Origin of the sequence: Streptomyces sp. NPDC057623, assembly GCF_042800355.1 — a bacterium.
Taxonomy (GTDB): domain Bacteria; phylum Actinomycetota; class Actinomycetes; order Streptomycetales; family Streptomycetaceae; genus Streptomyces.
In genome coordinates this window covers 23,230-40,728 of record NZ_JBHVGZ010000028.1, presented here as the reverse complement: position 1 = coordinate 40,728, position 17,499 = coordinate 23,230, and the positions used below count along the sequence as shown (strand labels likewise).

Annotated in this window: 3 protein-coding genes; all 3 read left to right on the top strand. The window is 74.3% G+C overall.

Annotated features, from left to right (window positions below; genetic code table 11):
- The first annotated feature begins 133 nt into the window (after window positions 1–133).
- From ACFU95_RS26380 to ACFU95_RS26370, 3 genes are read left to right on the top strand one after another with little or no spacing between them, the layout of a single operon-like run.
- A complete protein-coding gene (locus tag ACFU95_RS26380; protein WP_383832000.1) occupies window positions 134–13,822 on the top strand; it encodes an SDR family NAD(P)-dependent oxidoreductase in 13,689 nt (4,562 codons plus the stop codon).
- 45 nt (window positions 13,823–13,867) lie between these two features.
- The gene (locus tag ACFU95_RS26375; protein ID WP_383831998.1) at window positions 13,868–16,315 is read left to right on the top strand and encodes a thioester reductase domain-containing protein; all 2,448 of its coding nucleotides are present in this window, start codon (window positions 13,868–13,870) and stop codon (window positions 16,313–16,315) included.
- A complete protein-coding gene (locus ACFU95_RS26370) occupies window positions 16,312–17,463 on the top strand; it encodes an alpha/beta hydrolase (RefSeq protein WP_383831996.1) in 1,152 nt (383 codons plus the stop codon). The genes ACFU95_RS26375 and ACFU95_RS26370 overlap by 4 nt, the downstream gene beginning before the upstream one ends.
- Window positions 17,464–17,499 lie beyond the last annotated feature (36 nt).

Sequence of the window (17,499 nt, the reverse complement as noted above, 5' to 3'; positions counted from 1 at the left end):
CCCGGTCGGCCGTCGTACGCCGACGGATCCGCCGCACCACTCGTAGGCCCCGTCGGCCGTACCACCCGAGCGAGCCCCGCCCGCCGGACGGCCACCGCCGCCCCTGCCCGAATCCACGAGGACACCTGTCTAGATGCCTGCGCACGAGTCCCCGAAGCAGTTCTCCGAGCCGTCGCTCACCACACCGCAGGGCGTGCGGGCCTGGCTGGAGTCGGCCGTCGCGGAGGCGGCCGGGCTCGACCCGCCGGCCGTCGACCCGAACCGGCCACTCGCCGAACTCGGACTGAGCTCAAGGCAGTTGGTGACGCTGGCCGCCGACCTGTCCGCGTCGACCGGCCGGCCCCTGGACCCCTCACTGATCTTCAACCACCCCACCATCGCGGCCCTGGCGCAGGCGGTGTTCGACGAGACGCCCACGCGCACCACCCCGGCAGCCGTTCCGCCCTCGAACGGCACGCCCGCGCGCGCCGACGACGACATCGCGATCATCTCCATGGCCTGTCGACTCCCCGGCGGCGCCGACCACCCCGAGGCCCTCTGGCGGCTCCTGGCCGCCGGTGAGGACGCCATCACCGAGGCACCGGCGGGGCGTTGGGACACCCGAGGGCTGCACGACCCGGACCCGGACGCCACCGGCAAGGCGTACTCCCTGCGCGGCGGCTACCTTGTCGGCATCGACCGCTTCGACGCGTCCTTCTTCGGGATCTCGCCGCGCGAGGCCGCCGCCATGGACCCCCAGCAGCGGCTGCTCCTGCAGACCAGCTGGGAGGCCGTCGAACGCGCCGGAATCGTCCCGGACACACTGAACGGCAGCTCCACGGGCGTCTATGTCGGTCTGTACGACAGCGGCTATCTGGCCTCGGCCGCCCTGGACCAGCTCGACGGGCATGTCGGCACCGGCTCGGCGTCCAGCGTGGCGTCCGGGCGTATCGCCTACACGCTCGGCCTCCAGGGGCCCGCGGTCACCGTCGACACGGCCTGCTCGTCCTCCCTGGTCGCCCTGCATCTGGCGGCGCGCGCCCTGGCGGGCGGCGAGTGCGACCTCGCGCTGGCCGGCGGTGCGACGCTGCTGGTGACCCCGCGGGGGCACGTCGAGTTCAGCCGGCTGCGCGGGCTGTCACCGTCCGGGCGGTGCAGCCCGTTCTCGGCGGACGCGGACGGCGTGGTGTGGGCCGAGGGCTGTGGCGTGGTGCTGCTCAAGCGGCTCACGGACGCGCGCCGCGACGGCGACCGGATCCTCGCCGTCGTCAAGGGGTCGGCGATCAACCAGGACGGCCGCAGTCAGGGCCTCAGCGCCCCCAACGGACCCGCCCAGGAACGGGTGCTGCGGGCCGCGCTCGACGCGGCCGGTCTCCAGCCGCACGACCTGGACCACATCGAGGCACACGGCACCGGCACCCCGCTGGGCGACCCCATCGAGGCAGGCGCGCTGGCCTCGGTCTTCGGACCCGGCCGTCCGGCCGACCACCCTCTCGGCGTCGGCTCCCTCAAGTCCAACATCGGACACACCCAGGCCGCCGCGGGCATCGCCGGGGTCATCAAGACCGTGCTGGCCCTCCATCACGAGCGCATGCCGGCGTCCCTGCACACCGGGACCCCGACCGGGCACATCGACTGGCCGCACAGCGGTCTGCGTCTGATCGGCGAACCCCGGACCTGGCCACGCAACCCCGAGCGGGTGCGGCGCGCCGGGGTGAGCGCGTTCGGCATCAGCGGCACGAACGCCCATGTGGTGCTGGAGGAAGCGCCCGCGGAACAGACGGGACAGGCGCCCGCCGACCTCCCCGGCGCCGGCCTCTTCCCGCTCGCCGCCCGCACCCGGCCGGCACTGCGGGCACAGGCGGGCCGGCTCCTGGAAACCCTGGAGCACCAGCCGGAGTTGCCGCTCCCCGCCGTCGCCGCCACCCTGGCCCACCACCGCACCCACTTCGAGCACCGGGCCGTCGTCCGGGCGAGCGACCGCGAGGAACTGCTCACCGCCCTGCGGGCCCTCACCGACGGCCGCCCGGCCCCCGAGCTGACCGCGGGCCCCTCATCGGCACTCACCGCGGGAAAGCTGGCGTTCGTGTTCCCCGGGCAGGGCGCCCAGTGGGGCGGCATGGCCCGCGACCTGCTCGACCGCGACCCCGTGTTCGCCGACGAACTCGACCGCTGCGACGCAGCCCTGCGCCCCTTCACCGGCTGGTCGGTGCCGTCCGTTCTGCGCGGCGACGAGGGCGCCCCGGCGCTGGACCGGGTCGACGTCGTCCAGCCGGTCCTGTTCGCCGTGATGGTGTCGCTGGCCGCCGTGTGGCGTGCCCGCGGCGTACGGCCGGACGCGGTCGTCGGACACAGCCAGGGCGAGGTCGCCGCCGCCTGCGTCGCCGGAGCGCTCAGCCTCAACGACGCCGCGGCGGTGGTCGCCCTGCGCAGCCAGGCCCTGACCGAACTGTCCGGCACCGGCACGATGGCCGTCGTCGCCCTGCCGCACACCGAGGTCGAGGCCCGACTCGCCGCCCACGGCTGCGAGATCGCCGTCGCCGCCGTCAACAGCGGCCGCTCCACGGTGATCGCCGGGGCCGCGGACGCCGTGCAGGCCCTGCTCACCGACCTCGAACGGCAGCAGATCTTCGTCCGCCGCCTCGACGTCGACTACGCCTCCCACAGCGACCGGGTCGAGCCGGTCCGCACCACGATCCTCGAAGAACTCGACGGAGTCACCACCTGCCCCACGTCCGTCGCCTGGTACTCCACGGTCACGGCCGAGCCGGTCACCGACGAACTCGAAGCCGACTACTGGTACACCAACCTCCGCGAACCCGTCCGCTTCGCGTCCACCGTCGAGCGCATGGCCGCCGACGGCTACCGCTACTTCGTCGAACTCAGCCCGCACCCCTCGCTCCTCACCGCCCTGCACACCATCGACGAACGCCTGGTCGCGGTCGGATCACTGCGCCGCGACGAGGACGGGCCCGCCTGTCTGGACCGTGCCACCGCGGAACTCCACGTCCACGGACGGCGGATCGACTGGCACCGCCCGGTCCCGCGCACCACCCCGGCGGACCTGCCGACGTACGCCTGGGACGCACAGCGCCACTGGATCGAGCCCGCCGCCTGCGCCGGCCCGCCCGGCCTCTTCGACCGCGCCGCGCACCCGTTGCTCGGCATCCAGCTCCAGTCGGCGGACCGGACCCGCTGGACCTTCCGCGACGAGTGGTCCCCGGCCACCGCCGACTGGCTGCCCGACCACACCGTCTTCGGACGGACCGTGGTCTCGGGCACCACCCTGCTCGAACTCTGCCGCGCCGCCCTCGCCGTGGCCCGCCCGGACACCCCGGCCGACGTCTGCGACCTGCTCCTCCTCGCACCCCTCACCCTGCCGGGCACCGGCACGGTCGAGGTGTCCGTGGAAGTGGTCACCGCCGGGGCCGTGCCGGAGATCACGATCCACAGCCGTCCTCGCGGCCAGGAACCCACGGACTGGATCCTGCACGCCACCGCGTCCGCGGCCGAACCGGCTGCCGCGCCGGCCGGCGAACCACCGACGTGGCCCGAGACGGCCGAACCGGCCTGGGCCGAGGACACCTACGCACGACTGACCGAGCTCGGCCTCGGCTACGGCCCGGCCTTCCAGGGCGTACGACAGGCCGCCGCGACCGGCGACGGGACCCTCCTGGCACGCCTGGCACTCCCACCCGTGGCCCGCGACGCGGCCGACCCCTACCCGGTGCACCCGGCGCTCCTCGACGCCGCCCTCCATGTGGCCGCCGCCCTCGAGAGCTCCGGCCGGCGGGTCATGCTGCCCGTGGCGATGGCCCGCTGCGTCCTGCCGCCCGGCGGCGCGACGGACCTGACGGTGTCCGTACGCCGGACAGGCGGCGCCGGGACCGACCCCACGCCGGACCACACGCCGGACCTCACCCTGGACGTCACCCTGTGGGACGCCGACGGCTTCCCGGCAGGCCGACTGGAGGGCGTACGCCTGCGGGCCGTGAACCCGGCCGATCTGAACGACGGCTCGGAGAACGGCCGCCACCTGTACGAGGTGGCGTGGACGGCCGTACCGGAGCGGCAGGCCGAGGCGCCCGGCACAGTGTGGGCCGTCCGGGGCGACCGGTCGGACCCGGCCGTCGCGACGGCCCTGCGCGACCTGCGCACGGCGGGCGTCCAGGTCACCGACGAGGGCGCCGACACCGTCGTACGCGTCTGGCCCCGCACCACGCCCGACGCCCAACTCGCCGGAGCAGCGCATGAGGTGGCGGCCAAGGCCCTGGCCGAGCTCCAGGCGCTGATCGCTCTCCCGCCGGACGAGGCACCCGCGCGCACCATCTGGGTGACGCGGGGGGCGATCTCGGCAACCGACGGGGACAGGGTTCCCGACGTCGCGCGGTCGGTGCTGTGGGGTCTGGCCCGCAGCGCTCGTGCGGAACACCCCGACCTCGGGCTGACCCTGCTCGACCTCGACGGCGACGAGGCGCCGCTGCTCTGCGCCGCTGCCCACGCCGACGAGCCGGAACTCGCCCTTCGCACCGATGAGTTGCTCGCGCCGCGCCTCGTGCGGGCGCGCCCCGCGCCTCCCGGACGGCCCGCCCCGATCCCCACCGACGGCACCGTGCTGATCACCGGAGGTCTCGGCGCGGTAGGCCGCGGCATCGCCCGCCTGCTCGCCGAGAACGGCGTCCCGCGGCTGCTGTTGACGTCCCGCCAGGGAGCCGGTGACCCCGGTGCGGCGGACGTCGTCGCGGAACTGGCCGCCCTCGGCGCCGACGTGGAGATCGCCGCGTGCGACGTCGCGGACGCCGCCGCCGTGGCCGGACTCCTGGGCCGTATCGGGGACGAGTCACCCCTGCGGGGCGTCGTCCACTGTGCCGGGGTCCTCGCCGACGGCGTGGTGGCCGAGCTGACCTCCGATCGCCTCGCACAGGTGCTGCGCCCGAAGGTCGACGGCGCCGCCCATCTGCACCGGCTCACCGCCGAGGCGCCGCTCGACCTCTTCCTCCTGGTCTCCTCGGCGGCGGGAGTCGTCGGCAACGCGGGCCAGGCCAACTATGCGGCCGCCAACGTCCTCCTCGACCAACTCGCCTATCACCGAAGGGCGTTGGGCCTGCCGGCGGTCTCGGTCTCCTTCGGCGCGTGGGCGGGTGGGGGACTCGCCGCCGAGCATGCCGACCTGGAGCGGATGGCTCGCCTCGGCCACCGCGCCCTCACCCCCGGCCAGGGCCGCGAGCTGACCGAGCTGGCCCTGCGCCGCGAGGCCCCGCACCTGGTCGCCTGGGCGCTGGACCTGCCCCGGCTCAAGGCCGCCGCGCCGACCGGGGCACTGTGGCGCTCCCTGCTCCCCGCACCCCACCGCGCCGGGTCGGACAGCCCCACGCCGGCCGACCGCCTGGCCCGGCTGCCGGAGCCCGAACGCGCCGCACGCGTCCTCGCGCTCGTCCGCGAGGAGGCCGCCCACGCCCTCGGCCTGCGCTCGGCGGATTCCGTCCGCCCCGACCAGCCGCTCCGTGACCTGGGCATGGACTCGGTGACGGCGGTCGATCTGCGCAACCGCATCAGCGCCCGCATCGGCGCCAAACTCCCCGCCACCCTTCTCTTCGACCACCCCACACCCACCCGCCTCACCGAGTACCTGCTGACCGGCGCCCTGGCGACGACACGCGCTACGAGCCGTGAAGTCGCGTCCGTGTCCGCGTCCGTGTCGGCGTCCACGCCTTCGTCGGACGAACCGGTGGCCCTCGTCGCCATGGCCTGCCGGCTGCCCGGCGGCGTGGTCGACCCGGAGGGACTGTGGCACCTGGTGGCGGAGGGGCGGGACGCGGTCGGACCGTTCCCGGCGGGACGGTGGGACGTGGAGTCGCTCTACGATCCCGACCCGGACGCGCTCGGCAAGTCGTACGCCCGCGAAGGCGGGTTCCTCGACGACATCGAGTCCTTCGACGCCGGATTCTTCGGCATCACCCCGAAGGAGGCGGCGGCCATGGACCCGCAGCAGCGGCTGCTGCTGGAGACGGCCTGGGAGTCGCTGGAGCGTGCCGGAATCGTGCCCGCCGACCTGGCGGGCAGCACCACCGGCGTGTACGTCGGGATGTTCGGCAGCGACTACCTGTCCGGCACCCGGCTCGATCAACTGGACGGCTACGTCGGCACGGGTTCCGCGCTGAGCGTGGCCTCCGGACGCCTCGCGTACACGCTCGGGCTGAACGGCCCCGCGCTGACCGTGGACACCGCGTGCTCGTCGTCGCTGGTGGCGGTGCATCTGGCGGCGCAGGCGCTGCGCGCGGGCGAATGCGATCTGGCGCTCGCCGGCGGAGTCACCCTGATGGTCACGCCGCAGACCTTCGTCGAGTTCAGCAGGCTGCGCGGCCTCTCCCCGACGGGCCGCTGCCGCTCCTTCTCCGACGGCGCCGACGGTGCGATCTGGGCCGAGGGTGCCGGCATGGTCGTACTGAAACGCCTGAGCGACGCCCGGCGCGGCGGTGACCGGGTCCTGGCCGTGCTGCGCGGTACCGCCGTCAACCAGGACGGTCGCAGCCAGGGCCTGTCCGCGCCGAACGGCCCCGCGCAGGAACGGGTGATCCGGCGGGCGCTGGAACAGTCCGGACTCCGGCCCGCCGACATCGACCACATCGAGGCGCACGGCACGGGCACGACGCTGGGCGACCCGATCGAGGCGAACGCCCTCGCGGAGGTCTTCGGCGACTCACGCCCCGAGGGCCGCCCGCTGTACCTGGGCTCGCTGAAGTCCAACGTCGGGCACGCGCAGGCGGCTTCGGGGGTGCTCGGCCTGATCAAGGTGGTGCAGTCGCTGCACAACGAGAGCCTGCCGCGCACCCTGCACGCCGACACGCCCAGCCGTCACGTCGACTGGGCGGACAGCGGGCTGCACCTGCTGCGGGAGGCGACCGCCTGGCCCGCGTCGCGGGAGCGGATCCGGCGGGCGGGCGTGAGCGCCTTCGGGATCAGCGGCACGAACGCGCATGTGATCGTGGAGGAGGCCGGATCGCGGGCCGAGTCCGAGTCAGCCGGGCTTCCCACCGGGACGCCCCTGTTCCTCCTGTCCGGCCGCAGCGAGGCGGGCCTGCGCGGACAGGCCGGTGCTCTGGCACGTCACCTCGCCGACGACTCCGCCGCGCTGCCGGACGTCGCCCACGCCCTGGCACACCACCGCAGCCACTTCGAGTGGCGCACGGCGGTCGTGGCCGGGGACCCGGACGAACTGCGTTCTGTGCTGGGCGAGTTCGCGGCCGGACGGATCCCGCTTCCCCCGCCGCGGGAGGAACAGACGGGCAAGGTCGCCTTCGTCTACGCCGGCCACGGCGGTCAGTGGCCCGGCATGGGGCTCGACCTGCTGGCAGAGTCGGAGGCGTTCCGCGAGGAGCTGACGCGGATCGACGAGGCCGTGCGGCGGCACGCCGGGTGGTCCGTGCTCAACGCGCTGCGAGCGCCCGAGGAGTTCTCCCCGCTGGAGCGGACCGAGTACCTCCAGCCGACGCTGTTCGCGGTGAACGCGGCACTGACCGCCGCCTGGCGCTCGCTCGGCGTCACCCCGGACGGCGTGACCGGGCACAGCCTGGGGGAGATCGCCGCCGCGTACAGCGCGGGCGCGCTCACGCTGGACGACGCCGTGGCCGTGGTGACCGGGCGCGCCCAGGCGGTCGTACCGGTCGCGGGCAAGGGCGGCATGCTGTCCCTGGACCTGCCGCGCCCGCGGGTCGAGGAACTGCTCGCCCCCTATGCCGGACGCCTGTTCCTCGCCGCCGTGAACAGCCCGCACTCCACGGCCGTCTCCGGCGACGGCGACGCGCTGGCCGAGCTGCGCCGCAGCCTCGACGAGCAGGGCATCCGGGCCCGGTCGCTGTCGACGCCGTTCGCCTCGCACACCCCGCTGATGGCCCCGCTGCGCGACGCCCTGCTCGACAGCCTCTCCGGCATCCGGCCCGCCGGGCACCCCACGACCCCGCTGTACTCGACGGTGCTGGCGGAACCCGTACCGGGCGAGCGCCTGGACCCCGCCTACTGGTACGCCAACCTCAGCGAGCCCGTCCGCTTCGCGGACACGATCACCCGCATGCTGGCCGACGGATACCGCTACTTCGTCGAGCTCAGCCCACACCCCTCGCTCGGCTCGTCCGTCGAGGCGGTGGCGGCCCAGGCCGGAATCGACGCGGTGAGCGTCGGCTCGCTGGGCCGGCAGCGCGGCGGGCGGGACGTCCTGCTGCGCAGGCTGGGGGAGTTGTACACGGCCGGCCACACGCCCGACTGGCCGACCCTGTTCCCGGCCGGCCGGCGCGTCGACCTCCCGACCTACGCCTTCGCCCGCGAACGCCACTGGCTCGCACCCGCCCCGGCCACCGCGACCGGCGCCTCACCGCTCCTGGACACGCACGTCGAGGCCAGCGACGAGGCCGGCCGGCACCTCTTCCAGGGCGAGGTGGACCTGCGCGACAGCCGCTTCGCCTATCTGACCGACCACCGCGTCACCGGCGAGGTGTGGCTGCCCGGTGCCGCCTTCCTCGACATGGCGCTGGAGGCCGCGGCCGCCGTACGGGAAAGCGGGGACGTACGGCTCTGCGACGTCAGGTTCCTCCAGCCACTGCGCCTCGACGCGTCCCGGCCGACCCGGCTCCAACTGGTCCTGCGCCCCGCCGCCGACGGCTTCCGGCACTTCACCATCGCCTCGGCGCCCGGCGGCGGCGGACAGCGCGCGAGCTGGGAACGCCACGTCGACGGACGCATCGCCGTCGCGCCCGCCGAACCCGCCGCCGACCCGGGCGAGCCGCTCGCCGCGCTGCGCGAGCGCTGCACCGAGCCGGCCGACCTGCCGGCCGTCTATGCCGCTCTCGCCGCCCTCGGCATCGAATACGGGCCCGCCTTCCGGGGCCTGGAGTCGGGCCACCGTACCCACTCCACCGCCCTGGCCCGACTCGCCGACAGGCCCGCCGCCGGTCATCTGCTCCACCCGGCCGTCCTGGACGCCGCCTTCCACACGGCCGCCCTGCCCGGCGACGCGCCGCAGGGGCGGGCCTTCGTGCCCGCCGGGGTCGGACGACTGCGTCACACCGGAGTGCGCACCACCCCCGTGTGGGTGACGTGCGAGCTGCGGTCCGTGTCCGGCGACACCGCGACCGTGGACCTTCGGCTGTACGACGAGAGGGACCGACTGATCCTGGAGGCCGACGAGTTCGAGCTGGCCGCACTCTCCCCGCTGGACGGCGCCCTGTTCGAGACCCGCTGGCAGTCCCGGCCGCTCGCCGACGAGCCGCCCGCACCGGGAAGGTGGCTGATCCTGGCCGACGAGTCGGGCACGGCCCGCGAACTCGTCGAGCGGCTGGGCACCTCGGTGCCCCATGTGATCGCCCGCAGAGGAGCGGAGTTCACCGCCGAGGACCCCGGCCACTACGTCCTCGACCCGTCCGATCCCCGGCACCTGGCCCGCCTCCTCGACGAGGCATTCGCGAACGAACCCCCGGAGCGCGTCGTCCAGCTGTCCGCACTCGACGCTCCCGCCGTCGAGAACGCCCGTACGGCCGAGGAAGCGGCCCGGCTGTGCTGCCTGAGCACCCTGCACCTGGTGCGCGCCATCGCCGAACGGGCCCAGGCACCGGCGCCCCGTCTCTTCGTCGTCGTACGCGGCAGCCAGGCCGCCGGTGACAGCGCGCAGGTGACACATCCTCAGCAGGCGCTCGCCTGGGGCTTCGGCCTCGCCGTGGCGCAGGAGCACCCCGAGCTGAGGACCACCCTCGTAGACCTCCCGCCCACGGACGGCGCCGATGCTCTGTGGACCCAGCTGCGGCACGCCGACGACGAACGGCTCGTCGCGCTCCGCGGGGCCGGACGACTGGTACCCCGCCTGGCCCGCACCCGCTCGGACGACGCCGGGCACGGCGCCACCACCCCGGACGGGGTGTACCTGATCACGGGCGGCCTGGGTGGCCTGGGGCGCGTCGTCGCCGAGCGGCTGGTCCGCCGGGGCGCCCGCCGGCTGGCCCTGATGAGCCGGAGCGCACCCACCGCGGACGCCCTGGGCTGGATCCACGGGCTCGAAGAGCGCGGGGTGAGCGTGCACCTGGCGCACGCCGACGTCGCCGACCGGACCGGCCTGACCGCCGCCCTGGACGCCGTACGCCACGCCCTCGGCCCGATCACCGGGGTCGTCCACGCGGCCGGTGTCCTGGACGACGCCACGATCGGCAACCTGACCGACGAGCGGGTGCTGCGTGTCCTCGCCCCGAAGGTCCTGGGGACCGCCCTGCTCACCGAACTCACCCCGGACGCACAGGACTTCGTGCTGTTCGCCTCGGCGGCCGGACTGCTCGGCTCGGCCGGGCAGAGCCCGTACTCGGCGGCGAACGCCTTCCTCGACGCCTGGGCCCATCACCTCTCCCACGCGGACCGTCGCGCCCTGAGCCTGGACTGGGGCGCCTGGTCGGGCGTGGGCATGGTGGCGGAGTCAGGCGTCCGCGAGGCGCAGACGGGCCGCTCCGGACTGGTCGCCTTCTCCGCGCAGGACGGCGGCGAGCTCCTCGAACGCGTACTGGGCACCGCCCGCCGCCAGCTCGCCCCCATGGCCCTCGACTGGGAGCTGCTGGCCCTCGACGCCGACGCGGCCCGCGGCCGCCCGATCCTGGCCGACATGGTCACTGTCACCACCGGTGCGCCGGGCACCGACGACCTCGTCGAGAAGGTGTTCGCGGCGACGACCGGCACCGAGCGGGTCATGCGGCTGGAGGCGTACGTCCGCGCCCGGGTCGGCGAGGTCTCCGGCGGGGCGGTCCAGGTCTCCGCGACCACCGCCCTGAAGGAACTCGGCCTCGACTCCCTCATGCTCGTGCGGCTGCGCAACGCCTTCGCCCGCGAACTCGGCGTCGAGCTCCCCGCCGCCACGGTCTTCTCGGCCGCCGACATCCGTGGCCTCGCCCAGGCCCTGAGCACCGCTCTTCCCGCACGGGACACCACGGCACCCGACGAACCGCAGCACGTGGCCGAGGTACCGGCGACCGAACTGCACCCCGTGACCCGCGATGTCGTACGCCTGCTGCGCAGCGCCCGGCCCGGCATGCCCGACGCGGCCCACGCCGTCGGCCTGGCCGTACGCCTGACCACACCGACCACCCGCGAGACCCTCACCGGCATCCTCACCCGCCTCACCGCACGGCACGCGGCCCTGCGCACCGCCGTCGTCACCGCCACCGAGGGCGGGCGGCGACTGCGGGTGGAGCGCGAACTGCCGGAACCGCCGCTGCGGTGGACGGTCGTGCCGGACGACACCGCCTTCGCGGCCGCCGACCGGCTGCGCGAGCTGCTGGAAGCGCCGTTCGACCTGGCGGCCGCGCCGCTGTGGCGTTTCGAGCTGCTGGACCGCGGGGAGCGTGGCCAGATCCTGGTGTACGGCGCCCACCACGCCGTCAGTGACCTCCAGTCGCTGCTGCTCGTGGCCGCCGAGATCGACGCGGAGCTGACCGGCGGCGCGCTCGGCGACACCGTCACCAACCGCGACATCCGTCTCCTGATCGAGGCCCAGAGCACGGACGAGCACACCGCCGGGAGCACCGACACGGGCGACTGGCACAAGGCGTTCGAGGGCAGCGCACGGCTCGATCTGACCCTGAGCCGACCGCGCCCGGAAACCCGCTCGTACCGGGCCGGCAGCGTCACGGTGCCGATCCCCGACGGGCTCATGGACCGGATCGCGACGGCCGCGAGCCGGCTGGCCGTGACACCGGCCGCCTTCTGCCTCGGCACCCTGACCGTCCTGCTGGCAAGGAAGCGCGAGCGTGAACGTTTCGTCATCGCCGTGCCCGTGGACACACGCATCCACGCCGACGCCTACGACGCGGTGGGCTTCTTCGGCGTGCCGGTGCCCTTCCCCGCCGAGGCGAGGGCGGGGGAGCGGATCGAGGAGGTGCTGCGCCGCACCGACGGGCGGCTGCAGCGGGTCCTGACCAAGGGGGCCATGTTCTCCGACGTGCTGCCGGTGCTGGCCGGGCAGGGGCTCCACCGGGCCGACGCGCCCCTGGTGGAGGTGTACTTCAACTACGTGCGGGCCGCGGGCGGGTTGAGCGCGCTTGAGGTGCTGCCGGCGGGGACGGGCTACTCCGACCTCGACCTGATGATCACCCTGACCCCGGACGCGGGCCGGATCCGCCTCGATCACAACCTCGACATCCTGGACGCGGAGACGGTCGCCGCGCTCGGGGAGGAACTGCTGCGGCTGCTCGCGGAGACGGCCGCGGGCCCGCCCCTGCCGGCTCCCTCCGGCACGCTCGCCCTCGCCGCCACCTTCGCCCTCGGCAACCTGCCCCTGATGTGCGCGACGGTGATCACCGAGGCGGTGGGGGACGGCAGCGTGACGACCGTGGCGGAGGCGCCCTACCACCACGTCCTGGCGAGCCTGCGCGACCCGTCCGGGGTGTTCGCCGACCCGGCCACGACAGCGGGCGTCGTCCTGCTGCGCGCCGCGGACCTGCAACGTTTCGGTCCGGTCGACGACGCGCTGCTGGCCGAACTGCGCAACGCCTACCCGGCAGCACTGCGCGCGGTGGCCGAGCGCACCCGCAAGCCGCTGATCGTCGGCTTCCTGCCCTCGGCGCGCGGCGAGGACCGCCTGGTCCGGTGGGAGCGGGAGACGGCCGCCGAACTGGCCGAGGCGCCCGGCATCGCCGTGCTCGGCCCCGACGACTGGACCCGTCACCACCCGGTCGGGGAACGCTTCGACGAGCGCACCGAACGCCTGGCCCACCTCCCCTTCACCGCGCCCTTCCAGGCGGCCGTGGCCCTGCGCCTCGCCGAGGTCGTCCGGGCCGTACGGCGCCCGGCGCCGAAGGTGATCGCCGTCGACGGCGACGAGACCCTGTGGGGCGGCGTGGCCGGAGAGATCGGTCCCGACGCCGTGGACCTGAGCGGTCCGCGGGCCCTGCTCGCCCGCAGGTTGCTGCGATGGCGGGCGGCGGGCGCGCTGCTGGTGCTGGTCAGCAACAACGACGAGGACACCGTCCGCGCCGTACTGGACCGCCCGGACAGCCCGCTGAAGGCCGAGCACTTCAGCGTGCTCTCCGCGGCCTGGGGCCCGAAGCCGGCCCGCCTGGCGGACGCGGCCCGCACGCTCGGCCTGGGCCTGGACAGCTTCCTGTTCCTCGACGACAACCCGGCCGAGATCGCCAAGACGCGCGCCGCGCTGCCGCAGGTGCTGTCGGTGACCTGCCCGCCGGTGGCCGAACTACCGCAGTTCCTGGGCCGCTTGTGGCCGCTGGTGCCGGCGGCGGCGACCGCTGAGGACGGGCTCCGGGCGCGGTTCTACGAGCAGGAGCGCGCACGCGACACCGCCCGGGAACAGGCCGGTTTCGAGGAGTTCCTGGAGCAGCTGGAACTGCTGGTCGACGTGCGGGCACTGTCCGATGACGATGTGCCGCGTGCGGAGCAACTCGTGCGCCGCACCAACCAGTTCACCCTCCGCGCACGATCGGCCGACGGCGGCGACGTCGCCCGGTGGCGGGAGCACGGCGAGATCTGGACCGCGACGGCTCGCGACCGCTTCGGCGACTACGGCCAGATCGGCCTCCTCGCCCTGCGTCGCGAGGGCGACCGGCTCGACGTCCTGAACTGGCTGATGAGCTGCCGAGCCCTCGGCCGGGGCGTCGAGGAACGCCTGCTGCGATGGCTGGCCGAGCGAGCCGAGGAACTGGGCTGCGCGAAGGTCCGCCTGACCGCGGAACGCACCGCGCGCAACACCCCGGCCCGCCGTCTGCTGTCGGCACTGGGCGGCGGGGATCAGGACGACGACCGGCTGGAGACCGTGGTCACGCCGGAGCAGCTGCGGAAGTTCCGCTCCTGGCGGCAGCAGTGACCGCCCGCAGCGACGAAAGGACGAGCGACATCATGGGGGGCTCTCATGCGTGAGGTGAACGAGGACACGTCGGCGCACGCCGCCGTGCGGGCGACCGCGGAGGCGATCGAGCGGGGCGGAGTCGGGCTCGGCGTGAGCGAGTTGCTGGCCAAGGTGGCGGCGGCAGGAGCGGCGGACGCGGAGACCGACGACGCTACTGACGCCGACATGGCCGCGTGTGCTCCTGGGCCGACGGCGCACCCGTCCGCCGGGCTCCCGGCCACCCCGGCCCCGACCGGCACAGCGCCGGCCACCGAGGCCGCGCCACCCCATGACGTCGACGCACTGGCCGCCGCGATCGCCGACCGGGCGGGCCGTCACCTTCCCTCGGGACACCTCGCACCGGACGCCGACTTCTTCGACGCGGGCGGCAGCTCCGTGGGCGCGGTGGAACTCGTGGCGGTGCTGGAGGACGAGCTGGGCATGGAGATCGACCTGGACGAGGTGTTCGCCGACGCCAGGCCGGTCAGTCTGGCCAGGCGTGCGCTGAAGAGCACGGGAGCGGCAGCGGTCGTACCGGCGACGGTCACCTCTGGCGCGCCCACCGTCCCCGTCCCCGTCCTCGACACCCCGGTCCTCCGCACTCCGGTCACCCCCGGCCCCGACGCCCCCGCGCACGCGGCGGCCCGCCCCGAGGACCTCACCCAGATCCTCGCCGACCTGGCCCTCGCCGACCGTCTCCCCTTCGTCGCCTCGCCCGAGCCCCTGCCGCCCCGCCGCGTCCTGCTGACCGGCGCCACCGGCTTCCTCGGCAGCCATATGCTGCTGGACCTGCTGCGGCACAGCGACGCCCACGTCTACTGCCTGGTCCGCGCCGCCGACGAGGAGGCGGCCACGACCCGGCTCGGCGAGGCGCTCAAGAGCTACGCGCTGCCCTGGTCGGCGGAGGTCCGCCGCCGCGTCACCGTGCTCCCCGGCGACATCCGCCACCCTCACCTGGGCCTGTCCGACGACCTCTGGAACAGCCTCGCCCACGAACTGGACAGCGTCGTCGGCGTCGCGGCCGCCGTGGACTTCCTGCGCGGCTACCAGTCCCTGCGCACCAGCAACGTCCTCGGTGCCCTCACTCTGGCCGAACTGGCCGCGACCGGCCGCCCCAAGCCGCTGCACCACATCTCGTCCATCGCCGTCTTCAACGAGGTCGGCATCCCCTCCATGGGCGAGGACGACCCCCTCGCCCACATCGACCGGCTGATCGCCGGCTACGACCAGACCAAATGGGCCGCGGAGGTCGCCCTGCGCCGCGCCCGCGACCACGGCCTGGTGGTGACCGCCCTGCGGCCGGGCGGCATCGGCGGTCACACCAGGACCGGCGCCTACAACCCCCAGGACCTGAGCAGCGGCCTCATCTCGGCCTTCGGCCGCTTCCGCACCGTTCCCGCCTTCCGGTACCTCAACGCCGCCCCGGTCGACTGGGTCAGCCGGGTCGCGGTCGCCGCTGTCTGCGAACCCGACGCCTGGGGCTTCGACCACAACCTCACCGGTGTTCCCAACACGCTCGACGACGTCGTGGGGGACATGGCCCTGGGCGGCATGCACGTCCGCGTCCACGACTGGGACGAGTGGCGCACCGACGCCCTGGCCCGCCTCCAGGCCGAGCCGATACCCGAACTGGCCTTCCTCGCCCGCGTGTTGCAGAGCCCCAGTGCCCTGAAGCTGTGCGAGGCGACCCTGAAGGGCCCGGCCGCCTCGGCCGACCGCACCACCGCACTCGTCGACGCCCTCGGCCTGCCGCCCGCCGCCCGCTACGACGCCCGGGCCCAGCTGAAGACGTTCGAACGCCTCGCCCACGACGGCCTCGCCCGCCTCCCGCAGAAGGACGACCAGCCCTACCTGTGGTTCTCCGAGACCACCGAGGGCAGCGTCGGCCCCGTCGGAGCCACCCCCGGCACACCCTGCGCGATGTCCCTCACCCTGTCCATCGCGAGCATGCACCAGCTCGTGACGGACCGCCGCGTCGACGTCCGCGGCGAGGTCACCTGCCCGGCCCTGCACCCCGAGCCGTTGACCGTGGCACGCGGCGACGTCTGGATCCGCCCCGAGGAGGGCATCCCGCACCGGCACGGCCTGCGCCACCAACTCCTGCGCTACCGGCTGGAGTTGACCGACAAGGACGGCGGCCGCTGGTGGCTGGAGGGCCACAAGTACGCCCGTGCCCGCCGCGACGTCTGGCGGCAGACCCGCGCCCTGACCGTGGAACTCGGCCGCGAGGGCGAACCGGCGAGCCTGGCGGGCGAGGTCGTCGTGCCCGCGGATTCCTACGTTCGCGACCAGATCGACGGCATCATGGTCGACCCACGCCTGACCAGCCAGGAGAAGCGTGCCGCCAAGCTGACCTGGCTCGCCTGGTTCGGTCTGGAGATGGGCCGCGGCCTGCTCGGACCCTTCGCCCGCGCCGCCGCGGACCTGCTCGACCTGCGTCGCACCCAGACCCCCACGGAGCACCACCGATGATCTTCCGGACGACGAACCCCAGGACCGCCCGGCCGGCGCTGCGCAAGGTCAGAACCACCGCGACCCCGCGCCCCCTGCGCCACCGCCTCGACCCGGCGACGGTCGAGGAGATCCCGTTCCGCACGACAGACGGCGTACGACTCGGCCTGACCCGCGTCGGCACGGGCGAGCGCGCCCCCGCCCACGACCGCCCGGCCGTCCTGCTCCTGCACGGACACACCGCCTCGGCCGACATGTTCCTGCTGCCCGAGACCCGCAACCTGGTCGACGCCCTCCTGGCCGAGGGCTACGAGCCCTGGTTGCTCGACTGGCGGGGCAGCTGCCGGCTGCCGTACAACGAGACGGGCCGCCGCTACACCTACGACGACGTCGCCCTCTACGACATCCCCGAGGCCGTCGCCCACATCCGCACCCGCATCGGCGACCGACCGCTCTTCGCCGTCGCCCACTGCATCGGCTCCCTCACCCTCTCCCTGAGCATGACGGCGGGCCTGGTGCCCGGCCTCGCGGGCGTGGTCTCCCAGGGCGTGTTCCTCACCCCGAAGCTCGCGGGCCGCACCTCCCTGCGGATGTCCCTGGCCGGGGAACTGCTGAAGTCCCGCATCGACCACATCCCCGTCGACTTCCGCAAGGTCGGCCTCTGGTCGAAGTACACCCCGCTGTTCGCCCTGGCCTCCCGGGGGGCGACCTGCCCGGACCCCACCTGCCAGATCCTGCACAACTCGGCCTGGGGAACCGGCGCCTCGCTCTTCGTCCACGAGCATCTGACCGAGACGACCCACAACCGGCTCGCCGAACTCCTCGGCCCCGCCCCGCTGTGGATCCTGCCGCACCTGCGCCGCATCGAGCTGGCCCGCACCGTCGTCCGCTGGCACGACACCGACCGGCGCTACCGGGCCCTCCCGCAGAACGCCCTGGACGCGGCGGCCCGCATCGACGCCCCCGTTCTGCTCCTGGCGGGCAGCGAGAACGGCCTGTGGCTCGACTCCCAACGGCTCTGCCGCGACGTCCTCGCCCACCGGCAGCCCCAACTGGACGTCAGGTACACCGAGATCCCGGGCTACGGCCACCTGGACACGTTCCTGGGCAGGGGAGCGGCCCTCGACGTGTTCGGGCACATCCTCGACTTCCTGGGAGAACGCCGGTGACGGCACCCCGTGCGGCCGGTTACCGTACCGGTCAGT

Coding starts and splice junctions, on each gene's coding strand:
- ACFU95_RS26375 (WP_383831998.1), top strand. CDS start 13,868: ATGCGTGAGGTGAACGAGGACACGTCGGCGCACGCCGCCGTGCGGGCG.
- ACFU95_RS26370 (WP_383831996.1), top strand. CDS start 16,312: ATGATCTTCCGGACGACGAACCCCAGGACCGCCCGGCCGGCGCTGCGC.
- ACFU95_RS26380 (WP_383832000.1), top strand. CDS start 134: ATGCCTGCGCACGAGTCCCCGAAGCAGTTCTCCGAGCCGTCGCTCACC.